Below are 23545 nucleotides of genomic sequence, written 5' to 3'. Positions count from 1 at the left end.
TTGTATGAGAATTTTATTGATTTGATATTTATTTGACAGTTGGATCATACAAAATTTTTAGTTTATGCTTTAAATAAAGTACAAACGACTACTTTTTGGAATTGATAAATGTTGTATGGAAATTTGGCTTTTTCTTATGGAAATATATCTGGTTTATCTGTATAATACATATAGAGAGTGACTACTGGAAAAGCAGTGGTTACTCTGAAATTTAATTAATGCTAAAGCACTAATCTTTTTCCATCGTTACTGGTGATTAGTGCTTTTTGCATTTTTCTATAATTATCAATGTTACTTTTAGTATTTCTACTATGGCAAATAAGCACATAGCAACATCAATATGTAGATATATATACATAAGCTTTCCTCCTGTAAAAAATAGAAGGATCTACTTACCTGGAATTCAAGATTCAAGGCTTCAAAACTCCTTAACAAGAGGTAACCACCAACCACATCCAGTAGCCAATTTCAATTATAAAACTTCAATGTGAAAACATTGTGAATTCTTGTAAATTTGTTGATTATTTGACAGTTGGATGAAATAAAAATGAGCATTTGTTCTTTATGTAAAGATGAAATGCTCATTTTTTGATGTTTTAAAATGTTGTATGGGATTTTGATTTTTTTGTGGAAATACATTTGGTTTATCTGTATAATACATATAGAGAACGACTACTGGAAAAGCAGTGGTTACTCTGAAATAAAATTAATGCTGAAGCACTAATCTTGTTCCATTGTCAGTGGTGATTAGTGCTTTTTGCATTTTTCTATAATAATCAATGTTACTTTTAGTATTTCTACTATGGCAAATAAGCACATCGCAACATCAATATGTAGATATATATACATAAGCTTTCCTCCTGTAAAAAAATAGAAGGATCTACTTACCTGGAATTCAAGATTCAAGGCTTCAAAACTCCTTAACAAGAGGCAACCACCAACCACATCTAGTAGCCAATTTCCATTATAAAGGTCCAATGTGAAAACATTGTGAATTCTTGTAAATTTGTTGATTATTTGACAGTTGGACAAAATGAAAAAGAGCATTTGTTCTTTATGTAAAGATGAAATGCTCTTTTTTTGGTATTTAAAAATGTTGTATGGGATTATAATATGTCTTTTAGTTTTTTGATTAATCCTAGATCTGCAGGTAGCCAATCTACTGAATCTAATGTTTCTTTAGTAAGCCATTTGGCAGACTCGTGTTCTAATAGTGTTAGTTTTCCTTCAAGAATTGTACAAATGAAACATTCCATGGATAGGTGGAAGTTTGGATAGTCGTATTCGACAGTATCAAAGTATTTTTCTACTTGGATGGTTGTATCTAATTCTTCTTTGATTTCACGAACAATGGCTTGTCTACTTGTTTCATTGGGTTCTACTTTTCCTCCTGGAAATTCCCATCCGTCTTTGAATTCGCCATAGCCTCTTTGGGTGGCAAATATTTTATTACCATCTTTAATAATGGCGGCTACTACGTGTATTGTTTTCAAAAAATCACTCCTCTACAATATATCGATAAATGTCTTCTCTTACGGGTGTATCTAATTGCCATAAGATTTCGACAGCAGTTTTTTGTGTGTTTGGCATCATAAACTGTTTGGTCTTGTCTATTTCTGCTTGCATGTTGCCTAAATAATAGAATTCTTTACTTGTCTTATCATCTTTGTTTTTTCGCATAAACAAATGAACTTCAATACCTCTTTCTTTGGCATACAAGAAGTTTTGTACATCATCACTACTTGTGGTTCTTCCGGATTTGGATATCGCAATCAATTGACTTTCATTGATAAAATGATCTTCATATTTGATTGTATCTTGAATGTCATTGGCCTTGTCATAATTGATAAAGACAGGGAATGTCTTGGTTGTTTGATCATATTTGTATCCGCCAATGTTTAATGGAACTTCATTGTGTTGCCAATTTAACAAGCGACATGCATCTTCATATGTATATTTTTGGTAGAGTACAAAGTTTGTATCTTTATACGTATGCTTATAATGTTTGTTGTATTGATCCAATGCATATTCAATAATTTCTTTTACCATGGATTTAAATTCGTTGTTATCAAGGCATTTCTTAAATGGTTTTGAAATTTTATTATCTTCCATAAAAATACAATCTTTAAACGTATTCTTTCCAGAACCGGTTGGGAATTCATTGGTAAAAATATTGATTACATTTGTATATTCATTTTTTGATAGATTATTAGGGAATATATCAATTTTATCTTCTAAAATATTGCTTAATATTTCAAGTTCAATCTTTCTTTTTCCATTGGTTAGTTTTGTACAAATAAATTTAATAAAACTTTCTTCAAGTTCGTTTAATCTTACTTTATAATCCTTTTCGTATTTCTTTAAAAAGGCATAATAAGATCCTAAGGATTTGTTGTCGAAAATTCTTTGTACATCTATTTCTCCATAGGTTTCAAAATCCATAAGAGTAGGGATTCTTCCAAGTTTATTCTTTAGATTTTTGTAACTGTCCTTAATGAGTTTGATATCCGCAAAGTTGGCTGTATCAATTGACGCAAAGATTTGTTTCTTACTGATTTCATCAAAGTGAATCGTACTCGATCCTGGAATGATTCTTTCGCCTTCAAGGACATAGCGTCTTATGTTGTCTTTATTGTAAGAACGATCTCCAGATAAAGCGATTGGAATCATAAAGTTATTTTTGTAGTTTCCAATGAAGTCTAGAATGACAACGTATTCTTTGTCTTGTGATTTTCTTAGGCCTCGACCTAATTGTTGCACAAAGACAATGGGTGATTGTGTAGGTCTTAAAAGAACGACTTGATTGATTTCAGGAATATCTACACCTTCATTAAAGATGTCTACAGTTAATATGTATTGTAGGTAGTCACTTCTTGTATCGGATACTAAGCGATCAATCGCATCTTCTCTTTTTTCTTGAGAGTCTTCTCCACTTAAGGCAAGGGTTCTATATCCTCTTAGATTTAATCTTTCACTAAGAGCAGCCGCTTCTTTTTTTGAGCTACAAAACATGAGTCCTTTAACGCGTTCTCCGCTATAGCCATAATAATTGGTTTGTTCGATAATGTAGTCGACTCTTTGGTTGGATGTTAAATAGTTGAAGTCTGTAAAATCGGTTTCGTTTCCGTCTGTTAAAAAGTCGGTAATGCCAAAATAGTGGAATGGGCATAATAAATTTTCTTCTAATGCTTGTTGAAGACGTATTTCATAGGCAATATTATGGTCGAAGGCTGCATATACATCAAAGTCATCTGTTCTTTCTGGGCTTGCGCTCATTCCTAGCCAAAACTTTGGCTTAAAGTAGTTCATGATTTCTTGGTAGCTTTTAGCTCCAATGCGATGGGCTTCATCAATGATGATTGTATCAAATGTATTCGGATCAAAGCTAGAATACACTTCCTTTTTAGACATCGTTTGCATGGTAGCGAATAAATAATCTACATTGGTATCTTTACTATTTCCAGATAATAGTCCAAATGTTTTTGTGTTGCCAAATACATTTTTATAGCTTTGAAGAGCTTGTTTGGCAATCTGCTCTCTATGAACAAGGAATAAGGCTCTTTTTGGATTTTGATCTTGCATAGCAAAAGCCGATGCAAAAGTCTTGCCTGTTCCTGTGGCTGAAATCAACAAACTTTTGGATTCATTCGCATTGCGAAGCTTTCTTAGATTCGAAATAAAAGCCTGTTGCATAGAGTTTGGAATCAGTTGTTTAGAAGGTAATTTGATTTCTTCTTTTTGTTTCACCTTTTTATATTCTTCATAATGCACTCTATATGCACCAATAAATTCATTGTAGGAATATGTATTTGGATGATTCCATAATTCATTAAATTCATCTAACATTTCGGATACGAATTCTCCAGATTTTGTAGAAACAATTTTTGTGTTCCATTCGCGATTTGTGGTTAAAGCCGTATTTGTCATGTTACTAGAACCTACAAGGATCTTATAGATTTCATCGGATTGAAAGATATATCCCTTGGTATGAAAACCATTCTTTGAGTCTGGCACTAGATACATCTTAAGTTCAATATTGGAAAATGTAGCTAGTTTGTCTAAGGCTTTTGGATCACTAAAAGCTAAATAGTCCGTTGTTAGAATTTTACCTTTGATGCCTTTATCTTCTAGCGTACGAAGAGTTTGAAGCAAGGGGTAATTCCTCCCATGGTGATGAAGGCTACACTGATTAAAAAAGAGTCGCAGTGTAATAGTTCATCTTCAATGGTGCTTAGTACTTTTCTTCCATTCTTATAGTCGTTTGAAATAAATTGAGGTCGATATAATATGTTGGAAGATATATTTTTGTCTAGAAATGCGGTGGATAGGCCGCTCTGTATATTTTGATAGTTCATACCTAATATTATACCAGCATAAAAATGAAATCATAGATCGAAAAGGTTATAATAATTAGTAGAAAGATTTGTATGAAGCAGGGTATATTGAATGGAAAATATAATAATTTCAAAAGAGTTTCTAGATTGGTATGAATATTATAATGAGTGTAAAGAAAAGTATTCAAGTTTAGTAAATGATGTAGAGAATAAACTGATTTGCGGTAAATATAAAGAGATACAACTTCCTTTTTCAAATATGAATACGAATAATTTGAATCGTGATATAGATAGTCTTGAAAAGATTCAATTGCTTATGATGCAAGGAAGTACAAGTCAGATTCATGTAGAAATTGAGCTTGTAAAGGAAAAGATGTTAGAGTCTTGTCGGAATGTGAACTTTGGCATATTGTGCAATCCTTTGGCAAGTATGCTTTATCGTATGATTTTAGATTCTAGTAAAACAAAGAAACATATTGATGATGTTTCTAACCAATGTAAAGAAAATGCGTTTTATGTTTCTGTTTGTTTAAGACATTTCTATGCCTCTATTTGCGAAGAGTGTATTAAGGGATATAGTTCGTATGGGTTTATGGAACATGTAAATTCTTTAATTGAAGAGGATAAGTTTAGTGAAGCTTGTAGTCTTTGTCCAATCTATGAAGAACTTTATATTCAGGCTAATAAAAAGGGATTACTTTCAAAAGCGTTAATACAGGTCATGCAGCAGTATGGTATGGATGTACCTATTACTGAGAAGAAGGAAATGAAGCAGCCTCAGGTACCTGCTTTTGAGAAGAAGAAAGAAACACCGCCTAAGATTGTAAGAAAGCCAAAATTAGATATTGAAACTCGTAAGAAGATTGTTGGTGATGGTGTTAAGGAAATCTTGGATATGAGTGATGATGAATTGATTCAAAAATATGATGGTAAGTCAGAGGATGAAATTCAAGAGATGCTTTATGATGAACCTTGGTGTGAGGATGATTATTTTGATGATGATCTACTTGCGTTTCTTAGTGTATTAACATGTATGAGTTTTGATTTTGAGAAGGTCTTTATTAATTGGTTGGCTCATTTTATATTTAGAAGATTGCTTGATATACATAAGAAAGTGGTGGTTAAGCAACCTAAAATGGTGAAGACAACTCCACCTAAAGTACAATCCCCAAAGATTCGTAAGGTAAATCAGGGTGGCACCTCATCTAATAAAAGTGTGACGAGATCCCCAAAGATTCGCAGTGAGCATGTGAGTCAACCTTCTAGAAAGACAAATCAAAGCAGGACTTCAGTAGCTATTAAACAGGAGAAAACATCAAATGGCAAGGGGGGAATTATTTTCTTGATCATTATTGGACTTTTGTTTGGATATGGTTATATTTCTTTGAAAAAGGAAGAGGCAGAATGGGATATGGCACAGAAGCAGTATCGTATTGAGAGTAGGCGGAAAGCTGAACAAAATGAGTTTAGGATAAGGGAAGAAAAACGTAAAAAGAAAGAGGGGCAAAGTTCAAACTCATCATCTTCTTCGTCCTCATCTTATGATGAAGGAAGTGATGATGCATATTCTGGTGATTATGATGAAAATCGTTACGATACAGATGAAAGCTATCGTGATGGTGTAGATGATATGTTGGATGAACTGGGGGAATAAAGAAAAATACAGTGAAAGAATTGTTGCATATTTGTATACTCATGAGTAGTATACTTACGAGTATACAAATTTATTAACAAATGATAATTTAGGCATCTGTTTAGGATAGGTGCTTTTTTTTGTTGATGAAAAAAAGAAGTGCAACTTCTTATAATTGCTGTCTTTTTTGGTATTTAAAAAAATAGTAAACGTTTTCAAAAAAAGTGTTGCATTCTCTAAAAAGAACTGGTATATTAAGTGTGTACAAATGGTATGCAAATACAAACCAGTGCCCGAGGTTGTTGGCGTACTTAAGAGGAGGAAATTATGACTGTTAGTGAAAGAGTTGAATTAATTAAATTCGATGAACCAAAGTATTTGGAAGATGGTAAGGCTGTAGTTGGCCAGCGTAAAGAGGCTGAAGATTTAGCAAAAGTTATTCATGATCAAGGTTATTCAAACATTTTCTTGTTAGGTATTGGCGGTACTGAGTTTGAATTTGGTCACTTTGAATATTTAATTTCAAGAATGTCAGATGTAGATATTTATTCAGTGAATGCGGCTGATGTGAACACTGTTCGTCCTAAGAAATTAAACAAAGATTCATTAGTAATTACTGCTAGTGCTTCTGGTGATACTGTTGAAATTGTTCAAGCTGCTAAATGGATGAAAGAAGAAGGAATCCGTGTTGTTGCATTTACAAGTCGTGAAAGTAAATTAGGAAAAATGTTAGATTATGTAGTTCACGCTCCTGTTGTAACTGGATATTGCGAACACTCATATGTATTACAAGCATATTTCATGTACAAATTAATGAACTTACGTGGAGATTTTGATGCTTATGATCGTTTTGCAGATCAATTATCTGAATATATTTTCGAAGACTTATTAGCAATTAAGAAAAAATTCGAACCAATCGGAATGAAGATGGCTTCTGAATTATATGATGCTGAATATACAATCTTTACAGGTTCTGGTGCACTTTGGGGAGAAACATTATTATTCTCTATGTGTATGTTAGAAGAAATGCAATGGATTCGTTGCCGTCCAGTAAATGCTGCACAATTCTTCCATGGAACATTAGAATTGATCGAAGACAAAGTTCCAGTATTTATCGTTAAGGGTGAAGATGAATTTAGAGCTCAAGACAACCGTGTTGAAGAATTCTGTAAAAAGATCAACTGTCAATATGCAGTATTCGATGCGAGTGAATATGCAGTTCGTTTAGACAATGAATTCAGAAAATTCATCGTTCCTATGATCACTACTGCTTGTATTACAGGAAGATTATCAAGACACTACGAAGCATATACTAAACACAACTTACAATATCGTCGTTACTACAGACAATTTGAATATTAATAGTCAATGGGCGATGTCAAACCACTCTGTATATAAGGGTGGTTTTCTTTTATATGGGGGTTAAGTATGAGATATAAAGGTATTATTTTTGATATGGATGGAGTTTTAGTGGATTCAGAACCAATCTATTTTCAGGAAGTCATTGATTATATTTTTGATGTTCTTAAAGAAGATGTGGATTATTTGGAAATGAAAAAAGAGATGCATACGATTGTTGGTATTTCGGATGATAAAATGTTTGAAATTATTTCTGAATATTTAAATCATAAATATTCGCCTGAAGAAATTAAGGCGGATATGTGGTCAAAAGAATTGGGCTTGGATTATCGTACGATTTTAAATCCGCATGTATTGTATGTGTTGCCTAAATTAAAGGCGAAGGGGTATAAGCTTGCGATTGCATCAAGTTCTTCTATGGAAAATATTAAAACAGTAACTCGTCAATGTGGTATAGATTCCTATTTTGATTGCATGGTCAGTGGATTTAATTTTAAAGAGAGTAAGCCAGATCCAGCAATTTATTTGGAAACATTAAGAAGATTGGATCTAAAACCAGAAGAGGTAATTGCAATCGAAGATTCGACATATGGTATACAGGCATGTATTGGTGCAAATATTCGTGTGATTGCCAAAGAAGATAATCGTTATGATTTCAATCAAGATTTAGCAGATGTGATTGCAAGTGATATTTTGGATGCGTATAACATCATTAAATATTGGAATTTAGAAGAAAATTAATTTTTTTCATGTAAACGCTTGCAATGTATTTCAATTACTGGTATACTTTGATTGTACAAATGGTATGCAAATACATACCACTCGCAAGCGGGCATAGTCGAGAGGTATAAATCAAGTGTACACAATTGGAAAAGAGGATGTATTGATGAGAAGATTTATTTTGGCATCACATGCTTATATGTCTAAGGGAATCAAAACTTCACTTGAATTAATTCTTGGAAAACAAGACAACTTATCCGTATATTGTGCATATGCTGAGGGCGAACCTTTCTTTAAGCCTTTGGTAATTCAAGAAGTTGAAGATCATCCTGAAGATGAATTTGTAATTATGACAGACCTATTGGGTGGTAGTGTAAACAATGAATTGTTAGAACTAACTACTAAGGGGAATGTTCATTTAGTGACAGGAACAAACTTAATTTTGGCAATGTCAATCTTATTGACTTGTCGTGAATGCGATGATGTTGCAGCAGCCATCCGCACATGCGTTGAAGATGCTAAAACAGGTATCGTATATTGTAATGATTCAGAAATTGACTCAGATTTAGATGAGTTGTAAGAAATGAAAGGAGAAAAAACAATGATTAAATTACTTCGTATTGATCATCGTTTATTACATGGTCAGGTAGCTTTTAGTTGGAGTAAACAAATTGGTACAGATTGCATTTTGTTGGCTTGTGATACTTTGTTGAATGACAAATTGCGTATGTCAGCTATTAAAATGGCTAAACCTAGTGGCGTAAAGGTTGTAGCTAAAACAGTTGATGATGCGATCGCAGCAATCAAATCTGGTGTTACAGATAAGTACAAATTGTTTATCGTAGTTGAAAGTATTGAAGATGCTGACAGAATCGCAAGAGCATTAGATATTAAGGAGATCAACCTTGGTGGTACAAAACCTACAGATGATCGTCACGTAATTTCTACAGCGGTTTATGTAAGTGATAACGATGAAAAAATCTTAAAAGATTTAATGAATGATGGATTTGACGTATTTACACAGATGGTTCCATCAGACAAGCGTGTTAACACAAAAGATTTATTAAAATAAAAATTTTAGAGGAGAAGAATAAGATGTTAGTTAAGACTTTATTAATATTCTTGATCACGTTCTTCGCGGTTTCAGAATTCTTGTTGGGTACATCATTAATTCAAAGACCGCTAGTTTTAGGACCGTTGGTAGGTCTAGCGTTTGGTCAATTAGAATTAGGAATTATTATGGGTGCTACTCTTGAGTTAGCGTTTATTGGTGCAGTTTCAATTGGTGCGTACATACCTCCTGATATGATTTCAGGAACGATCTTAGGAACAGCTTTAGCAATCGAAGCTGGAGCAGGACCTGAAACTGCGTTGGCATTAGGATTACCAATTTCGACAGTTATGTTGGCATTGAACTCAGTATTAAGTGCTCCAATCATGTTGGTTTTCACTCACCTGATGGATAAAGATATTGAAGATGGTAACATTGGAAAATTTAAATTCCACTATTTCTTTGGTGGTTATGCTTCATTCTTACCTCGTTTGGTTGTAATTCCATGTGCATTCTATTTTGGAAGTGAAGCTGTAGTTGGATTATTAAGTCAAATTCCAGAATGGTTACAAACAGGTATCAATATTTCAGGTGGAATTATCCCTGCATTAGGTTTTGCGATGTTAGCACAGATGATTATGGACAAAAAGATTGCTCCATTCTTCTTCATTGGTTTCTTTGCAGTTCAATATTTAGGATTAAATACAACAGCAATCGCAATCTTCGCATTGGCTTATGTAGTCTTAATGTTCTTTAAAGAAAAAGATCAAAAAGGAAAAGTTGCAGTTGTTGAGGGAGGAGATGGCTTAGATGAGTTCTAATTACGAATACAAGGGCGTTATTAATAAAAGAGATTTAAGAAAAGTATTCTTACACGCCATTACAATGGAACATACGTGGAACTATGAACGTATGATGAATGATGGATATATGTATTCAATGCTTCCAGCATTACAAAAAATCTATACAGATCCAGAAGATCTTAAAGAAGCATGTAAACGTCACTTGGAGTTCTTCAATACAACTCCACAATGTATTACGTTGCCATTGGGTATTTCAGTTGCGATGGAAGAACAACGTGCAAATGATATGGAAAACTTTGACACAACTTCTATTTCAAGTGTTAAAACAGCTATCATGGGTCCTTTAGCTGGTATTGGTGATAGTTTTATTTGGGGAACATTAAGAATTTTAGCTACAGGTGTAGGTACTTCATTAGCATTACAAGGAAGTATCTTAGGACCAATCTTATTCTTATTGGTTTTCAACGTACCTAGTTATATCTTACGTTACGTATTGGTATATGCAGGTTACAAATTCGGATCAGACTTCATTACTTCTGCAGAAGAATCTGGTGTAATGGATCTAATTAGTAAAGCAGCAAGTATCTTAGGTTTAACAGTTGCGGGTGCTATGACTGCAGAAATGGTTTATTTGACAGTTCCAATTGCGATTGGTAGTGGTGAATCAGCTACAACAGTTCAGGCTATTATTGATGGAATCATCCCAGGATTATTACCATTATTATTAACTGGATTCGTATATATGTTGTTAAATAAGAAAGTTAAACCACTAGTAATTATGTTTGCGATGATGGCACTTTGTATTGTTTGTGCATTCTTCGGTATTTTGGCATAATTAAACATAATATATATGGGGTTGAAAAAAACTTTTTTCAACCCTTTAATTTTTGATGAGGAAAAGAAAAAATGAAAAAATATAAAGATCGATTATGTGGAATGAACTGTCACTATAGATTTCATACTTTTGAACGTTTTTTCCAGGAAATGAATCGTTTAGGTATTAAGAACGTAGAGATTTGGACGGGTCCTATGCATTTCTATGTGGACTACAATAAAAATCAGAGTGTAGAACAGCTTAAGGAATATGCAAAAAAATATGATGTAAAAATCATTGGTATTTGTCCAGAACAAACAAATCCAAAGCCAAACAATGTGGCAAGTCCAACACGTCAAGAAGATGTATATGCATATTATTGTCGAATGGTGGATATCGCAAAAGAAGTCAATGCCCAACATATATTGGTCACAACAGGCTGGGCTTATTATGATGAATCTGTAGAAGGTGCATGGAATCGTTCGGTTGAAATGATGCGTAAGGTTTGTGATTATGCAAAGGCAAACGATATTTTGGTGGCAATCGAAGCTTTACAACCAAATGAATCTGTTTTGGCAAATAGTGTGGAACAATTAAAGGCCTATTTGGATGCGGTAAATCATCCACAATTAAAGGTATGTATTGACTTTGGTGCGATGGCACGCGTCAATAATACAATTCAAGATTATTTTGATGTGTTTGGAAAAAATGTGATCCATACACACTTTGTGGATGGAAAGCCAACGGGTCACTTGGCATGGTCAGATGGAACAAGAGATTTGAAACAAGATCTTCTTGATTTAGAGGCCTATGGATATGATGGATATTTGTCGTTGGAAAGCGCTAATTCTAGATATTATGAAAAGCCTTGGACTGCTGAAGAAAAGACGATAAGTGCTTTTGATCAGTTAGAAATTGAATAATGTTTAAATAAAAAATGGTATAATAAATTGAGTGTGTGAGGAGGTTTTTATGAAGGCTATTACTAGAGATATTTATATAGCGGATGAGATTCGTTATAAGATCGAGATAGGTGAATTTAAACCTCATGACAAATTACCTAGCGAAAGACAGTTTTGTGAAATATTTGATTGTCAGCGTGCAACTGTACGCTTGGCGTTAGAGAGCTTGCTCGATGAGGGTTGGATTTATTGTGTTGAAAGATCGGGTTATTATGTATCTGAACCACGCATTTTGGAAACATTGAATGTTGTTTCAAGTATGAGTGGGCGTATTGAAAATATGGGCAAAGAGATGCATCGTAAAGTGATTTTTCTAAGGGTACTTGAAAGTAATAAAAAATTAATTAAGAAAATGGGTGTTGCGTTAGGAACAAAATTAATTGAATTTGAAAGAGTTCGCTATTTGGATGAAGAGGCTATTTCTTTGGAAACCGCTTATTTTGAAGTGGAACAATTTCCAGGATTATTAGATAAAGATTTAGAGAATAATTCATTGTTTTCAGTCTTAGAAAAATATTATGATGTGAAATTTACGCATGGGGAGCAGGAAATTCTTGTGGTAAACGCAAATCCAACTGAAAGTAAATATTTGGGTGTGGAAGAAAACAGTCCGTTGGTATTGCGAAGAGGGCTTTTGTATACAGATGATAATCAATATAAGAGTTATCATGAATCTGTGATGCGAATGAATCGCTTTATTTATGCGGATGAGGAGTGTTGATTATGGATTTACGTATACCTTTGTATTTACAATTAAAAAATACGTTGTTAAATCGTATTGATAATGGAGAATTGTTGCCAGGTGAGCGTTTGGAGTCCGAAAGAGACTTGGCTGAAAAATATGGTGTGAATAGACAAACTGTGCGTTCTGCACTGAATGTCTTGATTGAAGATGGTGTATTGGTCAAGGTTCCTTATAAAGGAACGTTTGTCGCAAAACAAATTGTAAAACCGGCTTGGGGAAACTATGATGCGGTAGATGAGCATCGTGGTTTTTCAAGTTTTTTAAAGGCACAGGGTTTTACGATTGATAGTAAGGTTATTGTTGCAGAAAAGATCGAACCGACAACTTCCATTCGTGCACATTTGAAATTAGAAGAAGGAGAAGACGTGTATTGTTTAGAGCGTGTTCGTTATTATAACGGGGAACCTTTTTCTGTGGAAATTGCCTATATACCCTATAAGTATGTAGAGGGTATTGAAAACTATGATTTTTCGAAAGTGTCATTATATGATTTCATGGCCACAAAAGATCATGATCCTTGTGACTTCCATCGTTCATTGATTGTACAATTTCCAGATGATCGTATCGCAAAGCTTTTGGGTAATCTTGTAGAACCTGTATATCAGTTTCAATATATTGGTTATGATAAAGAGCACAATGTCGTGGAATATACGCATAGTTACATTCGTAGTGATAAATCCACATATCGATTTAGAATTTAATTTCACGAAGGAAAGAATATGGGAAAATTAGAAACAATGGAATATTATGTCTTGCAGACGCAGGATATTTTAAATTCAGTATATAAAAATAAAGAACAGACGGATAAATTGGCTCAGGTTTATATGGATGGAAACTATAGGAATATTAAGATTATAGCTTCTGGTTCAAGCGGAAATGGGTCTTGGTGTGCTAAATATGTTATGGAAAAATACTTAGGTGTAGATGTCACTGTAATAAATCCATACACATTCGCATACTATCCGGTATTATGTGAAGATGACTTTGTGTTTGTCGTTTCACAGAGTGGATATAGTAAAAACGCATTAGATGCGTTGGATATATTAAAAAAATTAGATCGTAAAACAATCGCGTTAACAGGAGATTTAAAGAGTGATATTAAAAATCATGCTGAAGTTGTGATTGATTATGTAGACGAAGAAAAGGAGGGGTATGTTACTAAGGGTGTAACTACACTAGCCTTATTCTTAATGAAATTGACTTTTGCGATTCTAGAAAAACAAGAGGAAGCCGTTGATACAGTTTGGTTGGATGAGTATTGTGAAAACTATGCTTCTATGCAAAAGGAAAACTTTGTGCGTGAAGAAGCTTTCTTAGATAAGTTTAAAAAGAACTTCTTATCTATGGAAAATATGTATGCGGCTGGATGTGGTGTAGCTGAAGGTGTTGCGAAAGAGGCAGCACTAAAGATTGGTGAAACTGTGAAGATTGTTTCTTGTGCATATGAATTAGAAGAATATATTCATGGACCGAATTTGCAACTTTCTCCAAAACATAATGTATTTATTATTGATGCGCAAGATGAAACTTCAGATCGTTCATACCAAATCTATAGAGCTTCTCGTGCTGTTTCAGACCGTGTATATTACATCACAAATAAAGCGTATAATGATGATCATGTATTAACGTTACTAAATCCATGTGCAGATACTGTATCCTTAACATATCTTCAAGTATTCCAATTATTTGCATATCGAATTAGTAAAGAGTTAAGATCCATTCCTAAACATCCGTTGTTTGAGGAGTTTAAAAAGATTGTTAATTCAAAAACTATCACATATGAAGATTAGTTTTATTAGCCTTTCGATTTGTTCGGAAGGCTTTTGTCTTGTTAGTAAGACAAAAATATATGAATATTGTCTTGTGAGTAAGACAATATCTATATATGATAAGGTGAAGGAGGTTGATACATATGAATCGAGATATTTTGAAACAGATAATAATCGATCAAAAGGAGATGTATCTTGATAATCTATTGATTTCTAGGAATTATGATTTAGAAGAAAATGTGAACTATTGTTTTGTTGGTATACGAAGAACGGGTAAATCATATATGATGTATCAACAGATTCATAACTTAATGAATGATGGAATTCCATCGTCACAAATTGTATATGTTAATTTCGAGGATGAGCGTTTACTGGAGATTGGTGTGGAGGATTTAAATACAATATTAGAGATTGGTATTGAATTATCTGGTTCGAAAGGAAAACCATACTTATTTTTAGATGAAATTCAGAATGTTGATGGATGGGAAAAATTTGTTCGTAGAGTTGCGGATATGAAATATCGAATTAATATTACGGGAAGTAATAGAATAGCTTCTATTTTAGGTGGCAGATTCATGATTGTGAATGTATTTCCATATTCATTTAAGGAATATTTGAGTGCAAATCATATTGAGAATGTACGACTTGATCAAATGAGTACGAAACAGCGTGCAGATATTGTAAGTCAATATGAACAGTATGTGACGTATGGAGCTTTTCCTGAATTGGTGGATATTAAAAATAAAAGACCGTTTTTAAACAATATTTATCAAACGGTATATTTGCAGGATATCATCACGAGAAATAAAATCACGAATGATTTTGCGGTGCGATTGATTTTAAAGAAGATTGCGGAGTCTGTAACGAAAGCTTTGTCTTTTAATCGGTTAACGAACATTGTGAAAAGTGCTGGTATTTCTATTGGTAAACAAACGGTAATTAATTATGTAGGACACATGTTAGATTCATATCTTATCTTTTCTTTGCAGAATTATGCAGCAAAACTTGTTGAAAAAGAAACATCACCAAAATATTATTTCATGGATACTGGGTTACTAGGATTGATGTTGTTGGATTGTAAAACAGCTCAATTGGAAAATTTGGTTGCGGTTGAGCTGATTCGAAGATATGGATTTGATAATGTGTATTTCTTTGAAAATAATATCGAAGTAGATTTCTTTATTCCTAGTGAAAACTTAGCAATACAAGTGAGTATGCAAGTATTAGAGGATGTGGATACTTTAGAACGTGAAACGAAGGCATTTGTAAAATTGAATCAATTTATCCCGGACATAAAGTGTCTTCTTATCACAAATAGTGAGGAAACAAAATTGAATTGTGATGGAATTAATATAGATGTGGTTCCAGTTTGGAAGTGGTTGTTAATTTAAAAAGGGAGATTGACACTTGTGGTCAATCTCCTTTAATCCTTCATAGTGATATATTCATAGGTTGGTGTGAAATTTTGGCTGTCTTGAAGCTTATAGTACTGCATAAAGATGCGGGTCATAATATTTGGGATTTCTGATTCCATTGGTTGGGATAGAATAATCAAATATTGCATGGCACTATAGCGTGTACAAACATCAACTTTTCGAATGTTTTTGTGGATAGCTTCACCCATATGTGTTAATGCTTCTTCAATTTCTTCAATGTATGGAAGTGTATCTTGTACAGTTTCCATGGTCACCATCACCAAATAGCAACAAGAATGATTACGAACCATTAATTGGTGTATGTATTCATAATGTCGAGTGAATTCTCTGAATTCTAGATTTAAAGCGCCTGTATAGCTTCCGCTATTTTGTAGGGATTTGGCAATTTGTTTCAGGTCAGTCGCATTGTTGGATTCATTTCCATATTGAATTTGATTGTAGAAAGAATAGCTGTTTTTACCATTTTGTTTCACATAATATAAGGCTTTATCCGCTTTTGAAGAAGCATCTTCAAAATGATCATTCTTTGTCGTCATAAGCATACCCGCAGAGAGGGTCGCAAATTGAATTTCATGATCGTTTTGAACAATTTTTTTGAATTGTTGAATCAAATCAGAAATGGTGTTTTCAGCCTCTTCATGATTTACTTTTGGCAAAAATAGAAGGAATTCGTCACCGCCCATTCTGCATGTAATCTTATCGGATGGAATGTCTAATAATAGTTTTCCTAAGCTTTTTAAAGCTCTATCTCCAGCTTTATGTCCATAGACATCATTGATTTTCTTAAGATTATCCATATCTAAAAAGATAAGGCATCCCGTTGCCTTTTGCATGGCACTCGCAATGTATTTTTGCCCTACACTACGTACTGGAAGTCCTGTAAGATAGTCGTAGTTCTTTGTTTCTTCCTGATCTTTAATGGTTGATACAACGTCGGATATAAATTTATCAATTGTATTTTCATGAACTGGAATACTTTCGTGTTCTAAATTCAATAAAGTTTTATTGTCCATGAGTTTAAGAAAGATGTTTGTGATTTCAGGATCGAATTGGGTTCCTGCATTCTTTTTGATTTCTTCTTTGATTTGTTCAAAACTAAGCGCATCACGATAGATTCTTTTTGAATTCATGGCATCATAACTGTCGCAAAGCGCAATAATACGAGCTTGAATTGGAATTTCATTTCCTTTGAGTCCATCTGGATAGCCAGTACCATCATAGTGTTCATGATGACTTCTTGTGACTTCACCCAAGTGAGGTATGATTGTGATGTCTTTTAGAATGTCTTGTCCAATAATCGTATGTTGTTTGATTAAACTAAATTCATCTTCTGTTAATTGGCCAGGCTTATTTAAGATTTGGTCTGGAATCCCAATCTTTCCAATGTCGTGTAAATAAGCACAGCTCTTAATATTTTCAATTTCTTGATCTGTCCAACCAAGATTTTTGGCTACAAGTGCCGCATATTGAGCTACACGTCTTGAATGACCTCGTGTATATTCGTCTTTAGCTTCAATCGTTGTAGATAGGGACTGCATCATTTGAAGCGTTATTTTCTTGTTTTCTTTCTTTTCAATATCTAATTCCTTTTGGTGACGCGTCTGTTCAATAAGTTGAATTCTATGGATGGTACGAGCAATGTTTGTGAGTAGTAATATAATCATGCCGATACCGATAAAGATGCCGGAAATCATAGCTACAAAATAGACGGATATACTTTCAACAGCTATGCAGACTAAGACTAAAAAGAGTCCGAAAAGTAAGAAGTAGTCTGAGCGGGAATGACTGTATTTGCGTATGTATTGGCATAAATGAATGAATACCAAGATAAATACACAGATCAGAATGCATTGTGCAACAGGTAATGTTTCAATGTAGTCTTTGACTTTAGCTAAATATAGAATGGATGAAACCGCAAAGTTTAGAAGGGCAATACACCCAATATATTTATAGAGCTTTCGGTGCTTTCCATTTTGGATGCTGTCGGCATAGAACAGTAGTGGCAAAGGACTAAGCATGATCATCACAAAGCATAATGAGGCTAAAGAAGATGCGTTTGGCACTAGCATTTGGCGAATCTTGGATTCTCCAAGCATCCAGATGGCGCCCATAACCATACACCAGCCTAAATATTCCATGCTGAAAGTGGTGTGATAGGTAAATTTTAGGGCTGAACCAAAGATAATGGATGTGATTCCGGCAAATAAAATGAAGAAGGCAATGAATGTAGATAGTCCATAATCGTTATATATATATTGCCAGATTTCAGCCTGACTTCCACAATAGACTTCGTTGACAACACCCGAATAGTTAGAAGTATAAGTTGTTAGTTCAATGCGTAGTGTTTTTCCTGCATCCCTATAGGTTGTGGGACAAAATATGTATCGACTGGCTGAATTCTTACCTGCCAATCTTGTATCTTTAGTAGAATATTCTGTACGTAATTCATTTCCAACGTAGAATTTAATGTCTTGTAAAGAGGAGCGAATTGCAAATGAAGTTGCATCATAATCTTTAGAAAGCGTTGTACTAATAATCATTGTATGACCGGGTTTTATTTCATAATCTCCTGGAATGTTTAATTTTTGCTTGGAACCATCTTCTTTTTCCCAATAAAACGTTCCTGTATAGATAGGGGATAGGGATTGAACATCATTTTCTTGTTCATTTGCACCAAAAAATTGCATACAAAGAAACCATCCTAAAATGGCAATCATTAAAATATAGAAGAATACTTTTATTCCTTGTAGGTTATATTTTTGTGTACGCATTTTAAATCCTTCTTCCCTAAAGAGAGTATCCCTTTTTTTTAGAGGTGTGTCAATGATTTTATTGACAAACCAAGGCATGAGTAATAAAATGTAATCGTTCTAAATGGAACAATAAGGAGAATGCATATGCACTTTTGGGATGAACATAAAACAATAACGAGATATTATGAGATGAAAATGTCGGGGGTTTGTGAAAAATACAATTTAAGACAGATGGAATATGACATCTTAATGTTTCTTTACAATAATCCTGAATATAATACGGCTGCGGATATTGTTCGTATTCGTAAATCAGCAAAGTCTCATGTTTCTACTTCACTTAAAGTGTTAGAAGATCGTGGTTTGATTGAAAGAAAAGTGGATAAAAACAACAAAAAACGTGTCACCATTCATTTGCTTCAACTGGCCAGTGAAGTGATTGAAGATGGTAAGTGGGCGCAAAAGGAGTTTGCGCAAGACATGTTTGATGGTCTTAGTGAAAATGAGATCAAAGTGTTTATGGATATCTTTCAAAAGGTGTATGACAATGCAGAAAGGATGATCTCAAATGAAAAAAATGCCGGATTTAATGGAAGCAATTTTTGATGCATGTTATTTGATTTTTGACTTAATTGCCGGAATCTTATTCTTTGTATATTCAAAAGGAAATCCATTATTTATTTTATATGGTGTATTAACATTGACTTTGTGTGGTGGAGATGCATTCCACTTGGTTCCTCGTATTAAAAGAGCTATTTATGGAACAAATGATAAAATTAAAAGACAGCTAGGGATTGGATTGCAGGTATCTTCAATCACAATGACTGTATTCTATATTATTCTATTGTATATCTGGAAATTAACATTCCCAACACTTACTGCTCCAGCATGGATTGAGGCTATGATTTGGATTTCAGCTATTGTTCGTATCGTAGTATGTTTCTTACCACAGAATAACTGGACTTCAGAAGAAGGAAACAGGAAACTGTCTGTAATTCGTAATGCCGTATTTGCCCTAACTGGAATTGGTGTAATTCTTCTTTATGCCATTTCAGGAAATATGTATGATTTACACTTAAACCGTATGGTTGCAGCGATCATTATTTCATTTGGTTGCTACATCCCAGTTACGTTGTGGTCTAAGACAAAGCCAAAGATTGGTTTATTGATGATTCCTAAGACTTGTGCTTATATGTGGATCATTGTGATGGGATTACAATTATTATTCTAATTTAGAAAATCGGTGCTTTATTGCACCTTTTTTTTGTTTCTCAAAAAAGAAGAATTCTGTAATCGCTGTTGATAATCTTTTCGATAATCATTTAAATAAAGTGGATTAGAGCAGCCTGCCTATTTATCTGGTTCATTTTCCATTAACTCATCATCTTCTCATCCGCAATGAGGGCAATAGTCATTCTTCTTGTCATTGGGTGTCATTAACAAAATAATATTTATGACATATTGGACATTTCATTGGCTTAAAATTATTGATTGTCATATTCCTTTTTTCTGCTCTAAATAAGTTCATATTTCAAACTATAATAGAATACAATACATAATCATTGTAAATAAAAAGCGAGCCCTATCGATTGGGTACGATAGTGATTCGCTAGTTTGCCGTCTGATGACGGCCTTCGTCATATGCAATATACCATTCTTTTAAAAAAATACAAGAGAAACTATGAGATTTCTGGATGATAAAATATGCTTGCACAATTAGAGATAAATTATTCATATGTTTTCCTAAAAAAAGAGCCTTCTGGGCCACATTGTTAAGAGGTGTGAAGACTACGATTAACTAAATCATAACAAATCTTTAGTATGTGTCAATATATTATTTCTTTCCAATTTTGTTTTCGTAATATCGCTACAGTGATATAATTAGTTAAAAGGAGATGAATGATAATGGATAATAAAATGATTTTGTACCATGGATCTGAAAAAATAATAGAGAATCCAATATTTGGGGCTGGAAAAAAGAATAATGATTTTGGGTTGGGATTTTATTGTACGCAAAGTAATGATTTGGCAAAAGAATGGGCAGTCTCATCTTTAAATGATGGTTATTCTAATAAGTATACTTTAGATACAGAGTATTTGAAGGTTTTGAATTTAAATAGTTCGGATTATACGATTTTAAATTGGATTGCGATATTGGTAGAGCATCGTCTTTTTTCAATTAAAACGCCTGTGGCAAGAAGGGCAAAGCAATATTTGATTGATCATTTTAGTATCAACGTGAACGCATATGACTTGATTATAGGCTATCGTGCGGATGATTCTTATTTTGATTATGCAGAAAGTTTCTTGAATAATACAATTTCAGTTGAGCAACTCGCACAAGCTATGAGATTGGGCAAATTAGGAGAACAGATTGTCATTAAGTCGCAGTTTGCGTTTTCAAATTTAAAGTTTGAAGGATATGAAACCGCAGATAAGAATCAATATTATGATTTACGTAAAGTTAGAAATGATGAAGCAAATCAATATTATTTGAAAATGCTTGATCAAGAAATGAATGGACTGTTTATTCAAGATATTATAAGAGGGGGCATTAAAAATGATGATCCACGCATACCAAGAAATATATGTAAATAATGCACAAACAATGTTGGGAGATGCCTTTGATTATGCCATCAATACTTGTCATATTTCAGGTGATGATTTTGTGAATATGTTTGTCGTAAGCTCTATGAGTAAGCGTATTGAAAATGGAGAGCCTGCCTGTGTGGCGGGTAAAAGTGGTATTGAGCTTGTACATGAAATTGTATTTGAGACCATGCAAAAAGAGTTGGATATTGAAGCTGAAGTAAACTATAGTCGTTCATGTGAGTATTGGATTGGTTGGGCTATTGCCTATTACCAGTGGTATTCAGATCGAAGTTTTAAAGAGATATTTAATGTTTTAAGTTTTGAAGATTTAAAAAGAATGTATTATACACTTCATGAGGCGGATATTTCTAAGTTTGTAGATATTGTGGATTCTAAAATGAAAGAGTATTATGTGGAAACAAACTTAAAGCGTATTCGAACTACTTATGGGTATACGCAACAAGAATTATCCAATCTTTCTGGTGTAAGTCTTCGTTCAATACAATTATATGAACAAAGAAATAAAGATATTAATAAGGCGAGTGTAGATAAGTTGTATCGTATTTCTAAAGTATTTGGTTGTAAGATAGAGGATTTGATTGAAAAATGATATTTAGGGGTAGAATGAGATGATTCATTCTACTCTTTTCTTTTTGATTTGAAATAAAAACAACAAATTTACTGGAGCTAATAATGTTTTCACATTGGACCGTTATAATTGAAATTGGCTACTGGATGTAGTAACGGTGAACCCTCTGAATAAAAAGGATTATATCTTGAGTTATCTAAGATTCCGATTTTGCAGGAGGAAAATGTCTATGTATATATATATCTATATATTGATGTTGCCATGTGTTTAATGGCACTAGTAGAAATACTAAGAATCACATTGATAATTATAGAAAAATGCAAAAAGCACTAATCACCACTAGCAATGGAAATAGATTAGTGCTTTAGCATTAACTATATTTCAGAGCAGCCACTGCTTTTCCAGTAGCTTTTCTCTATTTGTATTATAGCTCTATAAAGGAATGGTTATGCAAATGATATAGAGTTTATTAATTAATGAAGACATTAATTATCAAGATCACTTAAATATAAAAAGATTGGAGTACAAATGAATAATGAAATAATTAAGTTTGTGAATGGTGATTTACAGTTAGATGTTACGGTACCACCGGATAATGAAACTGTGTGGTTATCTGCAAATCAAATGGCATTATTGTTTGATCGTGATGAAAAAAATTCGTAAGCATATAAATAACACATTTAAAGATCAAGAAGTTGAAAAAGAGAACAACACGCAAAAAATGCGTGTTGTTGGAGTTAAGCAACCTGTTCCAAAATGGAACAAGTTCAAATGGAAGGTTGTCGCAAAATATGCGACAACCACAAAGCATGGCATGGTCATTTAAATAAAAAAAGATTGGAGAATATATGAATAATGAAATAATTAAGTTTGTGAATGGTGATTTACAGTTAGATGTTACGGCATCACCAGATAATGAAACTGTTTGGCTAAATCGTAATCAACTTGCACAATTATTTGATAGAGATGTTAAAACGATTGGTAAACATATTAGCAACGCATTAAAAGAAGAATTAGATGATTCAACTGTCGCAAAATTTGCGACAGTTCAAACTGAAGGAGGTCGAAAAATTCAAAGATCAATTGAATACTATAATCTCGATATGATTATTTCCGTAGGATACCGTGTAAAATCAAAAATGGTATTATCTTTCGTAAATGGGCAACTTCTATATTGAAGGAGTATATGATAAAGGGATATGCAGTTAATGAAAAGAGACTTGAGGTTTTAAATAAAACAATCACGATTCAATCCAGAATGCTTGCTTCTACTTTGGGTATTGAAGAAAAAGAAGTGTTGAATGTGATTGAGGCTTATTCAAATGCATTATCATTACTGGATGATTATGATCATGGATGTGTTTTAAAGCCAGAAGGTAAAGATTCAATATATCAATTGACTTATGAAGAGTGCAGAATTCTAATTGATTCAATGGGGTATGGTGGATTTTCTTCTGTATTTGGTGTTGAAAAAGAACAGGGTAAATTAAAAGGAATTATTGCGGCTGTATATCAAAATGTTTTTGGTCGAGAAATATATTCGAGTATTGAAGAAAAGGCGGCTAATCTACTTTATAATGCAATCTAAGAACACTTGTGACTTTAGTCATGAGATGAATTAGATGTGCAGATGTTAAATAAATAATTTAAAAATAAATGATAAATATAGTGCTTTAATCATATACATATGTTATAATATTGATGAGGAAAAAACATATGGAAGTTGTTAAAGGTAGAGGCTATGTCTATTCTATACAGTATCATATTGTATGGTGCGTAAAGTATCGTCGTGATGTCTTGAATGGACAGGTCGCAACAAGATTAAAAGAGTTGCTGATTCAGATTTCAAAGGATAATGGTTTTCAAATTCTAGAAATGAATATGGAGGAAGATCATATCCATATGTTGATCAATTGTACGCCGCAGCATTACATTCCAAATATTATAAAAGCTATGAAGGGTGTATCGGCCAGACTTTTAATGAAAGA

General features: G+C 33.3%; 24 protein-coding genes. 21 read left to right on the top strand and 3 right to left on the bottom strand.

Features of this window, described 5'->3' with window-relative positions:
- Positions 1-1106: 1106 nt before the first annotated feature.
- Entirely contained in the window at positions 1107-1493 is a 387-nt protein-coding gene (locus Q0E86_RS07110) for a (deoxy)nucleoside triphosphate pyrophosphohydrolase (protein ID WP_295755690.1), read from the bottom strand.
- Positions 1494-1497: 4 nt separating this feature from the next.
- The gene (locus Q0E86_RS07105; RefSeq protein ID WP_295755688.1) at positions 1498-4152 is read right to left on the bottom strand and encodes a DUF3427 domain-containing protein; all 2655 of its coding nucleotides are present in this window, start codon (positions 4150-4152) and stop codon (positions 1498-1500) included.
- Positions 4153-4446: 294 nt separating this feature from the next.
- Here Q0E86_RS07105 and Q0E86_RS07100 point away from each other — a divergent pair, with 294 nt between their 5' ends.
- The 12 genes from Q0E86_RS07100 (at position 4447) to Q0E86_RS07045 (ending at position 15581) form a co-directional block, all read left to right on the top strand.
- Positions 4447-5988 (top strand): hypothetical protein, encoded by a 1542-nt coding sequence (locus Q0E86_RS07100; protein ID WP_295755686.1) that lies wholly within the window; start codon positions 4447-4449, stop codon positions 5986-5988.
- A 306-nt stretch (positions 5989-6294) separates the two neighbouring features.
- A complete protein-coding gene (locus Q0E86_RS07095) occupies positions 6295-7329 on the top strand; it encodes an SIS domain-containing protein (protein WP_295755683.1) in 1035 nt (344 codons plus the stop codon).
- Between the two features lie 66 nt (positions 7330-7395).
- A complete protein-coding gene (locus Q0E86_RS07090) occupies positions 7396-8067 on the top strand; it encodes an HAD family phosphatase (protein WP_295755682.1) in 672 nt (223 codons plus the stop codon).
- Between the two features lie 145 nt (positions 8068-8212).
- A complete protein-coding gene (locus Q0E86_RS07085; RefSeq protein ID WP_118325653.1) occupies positions 8213-8626 on the top strand; it encodes a PTS sugar transporter subunit IIA in 414 nt (137 codons plus the stop codon).
- 21 nt (positions 8627-8647) lie between these two features.
- Positions 8648-9118 (top strand): PTS sugar transporter subunit IIB, encoded by a 471-nt coding sequence (locus Q0E86_RS07080; RefSeq protein WP_288535045.1) that lies wholly within the window; start codon positions 8648-8650, stop codon positions 9116-9118.
- Between the two features lie 23 nt (positions 9119-9141).
- Positions 9142-9918 carry a PTS sugar transporter subunit IIC gene (locus Q0E86_RS07075; protein ID WP_288535048.1) on the top strand — a complete coding sequence of 259 codons (777 nt, stop codon included), beginning with the start codon at positions 9142-9144 and terminating at the stop codon, positions 9916-9918.
- A complete protein-coding gene (locus Q0E86_RS07070; RefSeq protein ID WP_295755679.1) occupies positions 9908-10735 on the top strand; it encodes a PTS system mannose/fructose/sorbose family transporter subunit IID in 828 nt (275 codons plus the stop codon). Before Q0E86_RS07075 ends, Q0E86_RS07070 begins: the two co-directional genes overlap by 11 nt.
- Positions 10736-10806: 71 nt before the next feature.
- The gene (locus tag Q0E86_RS07065) at positions 10807-11637 is read left to right on the top strand and encodes a sugar phosphate isomerase/epimerase (protein WP_295755677.1); all 831 of its coding nucleotides are present in this window, start codon (positions 10807-10809) and stop codon (positions 11635-11637) included.
- A gap of 49 nt (positions 11638-11686) precedes the next feature.
- Entirely contained in the window at positions 11687-12397 is a 711-nt protein-coding gene (locus tag Q0E86_RS07060) for a GntR family transcriptional regulator (RefSeq protein WP_295755674.1), read from the top strand.
- Between the two features lie 2 nt (positions 12398-12399).
- On the top strand, positions 12400-13122 hold the full coding sequence (locus tag Q0E86_RS07055; RefSeq protein ID WP_288535057.1) for a GntR family transcriptional regulator: 723 nt from the start codon (positions 12400-12402) through the stop codon (positions 13120-13122).
- Between the two features lie 18 nt (positions 13123-13140).
- Positions 13141-14211, top strand: a complete 1071-nt coding sequence (locus tag Q0E86_RS07050; RefSeq protein WP_295755672.1) for an SIS domain-containing protein — start codon at positions 13141-13143, stop codon at positions 14209-14211.
- A 122-nt stretch (positions 14212-14333) separates the two neighbouring features.
- The gene (locus Q0E86_RS07045) at positions 14334-15581 is read left to right on the top strand and encodes an ATP-binding protein (protein WP_295755671.1); all 1248 of its coding nucleotides are present in this window, start codon (positions 14334-14336) and stop codon (positions 15579-15581) included.
- Between the two features lie 32 nt (positions 15582-15613).
- Here Q0E86_RS07045 and Q0E86_RS07040 read toward each other — a convergent pair whose 3' ends face one another.
- On the bottom strand, positions 15614-18397 hold the full coding sequence (locus Q0E86_RS07040; protein ID WP_295755670.1) for an HD domain-containing phosphohydrolase: 2784 nt from the start codon (positions 18395-18397) through the stop codon (positions 15614-15616).
- A gap of 126 nt (positions 18398-18523) precedes the next feature.
- Here Q0E86_RS07040 and Q0E86_RS07035 point away from each other — a divergent pair, with 126 nt between their 5' ends.
- The 9 genes from Q0E86_RS07035 to tnpA form a co-directional block, all read left to right on the top strand.
- Entirely contained in the window at positions 18524-18982 is a 459-nt protein-coding gene (locus Q0E86_RS07035; RefSeq protein WP_295755668.1) for a MarR family winged helix-turn-helix transcriptional regulator, read from the top strand.
- Positions 18945-19607 (top strand): hypothetical protein, encoded by a 663-nt coding sequence (locus Q0E86_RS07030; protein ID WP_295755666.1) that lies wholly within the window; start codon positions 18945-18947, stop codon positions 19605-19607. Before Q0E86_RS07035 ends, Q0E86_RS07030 begins: the two co-directional genes overlap by 38 nt.
- Positions 19608-20281: 674 nt before the next feature.
- Positions 20282-20974, top strand: a complete 693-nt coding sequence (locus Q0E86_RS07025; protein WP_295755665.1) for a DUF3990 domain-containing protein — start codon at positions 20282-20284, stop codon at positions 20972-20974.
- The gene (locus Q0E86_RS07020) at positions 20937-21578 is read left to right on the top strand and encodes a helix-turn-helix domain-containing protein (protein ID WP_295755662.1); all 642 of its coding nucleotides are present in this window, start codon (positions 20937-20939) and stop codon (positions 21576-21578) included. Before Q0E86_RS07025 ends, Q0E86_RS07020 begins: the two co-directional genes overlap by 38 nt.
- A 507-nt stretch (positions 21579-22085) precedes the next feature.
- Positions 22086-22220 carry a hypothetical protein gene (locus Q0E86_RS07015; protein WP_295755660.1) on the top strand — a complete coding sequence of 45 codons (135 nt, stop codon included), beginning with the start codon at positions 22086-22088 and terminating at the stop codon, positions 22218-22220.
- Positions 22204-22383 (top strand): hypothetical protein, encoded by a 180-nt coding sequence (locus tag Q0E86_RS07010; protein WP_295755658.1) that lies wholly within the window; start codon positions 22204-22206, stop codon positions 22381-22383. Before Q0E86_RS07015 ends, Q0E86_RS07010 begins: the two co-directional genes overlap by 17 nt.
- Before the next feature lie 22 nt (positions 22384-22405).
- Positions 22406-22735, top strand: a complete 330-nt coding sequence (gene rhuM, locus Q0E86_RS07005) for a RhuM family protein (RefSeq protein WP_295755656.1) — start codon at positions 22406-22408, stop codon at positions 22733-22735.
- 8 nt (positions 22736-22743) lie between these two features.
- Complete coding sequence (locus tag Q0E86_RS07000; protein ID WP_295755654.1) at positions 22744-23145, top strand: hypothetical protein; 402 nt, start codon at positions 22744-22746, stop codon at positions 23143-23145.
- A gap of 128 nt (positions 23146-23273) precedes the next feature.
- Positions 23274-23545, top strand: a 272-nt coding sequence (tnpA, locus tag Q0E86_RS06995) for an IS200/IS605 family transposase (protein WP_295755652.1), incomplete at its 3' end; no start/stop codon positions are given.

It is taken from the genome of uncultured Holdemanella sp., from assembly GCF_934754935.1.
Classification (GTDB): Bacteria; Bacillota_I; Bacilli_A; order Erysipelotrichales; family Erysipelotrichaceae; genus Holdemanella.
This window is presented reverse-complemented; position numbering and strand designations above follow the sequence as displayed.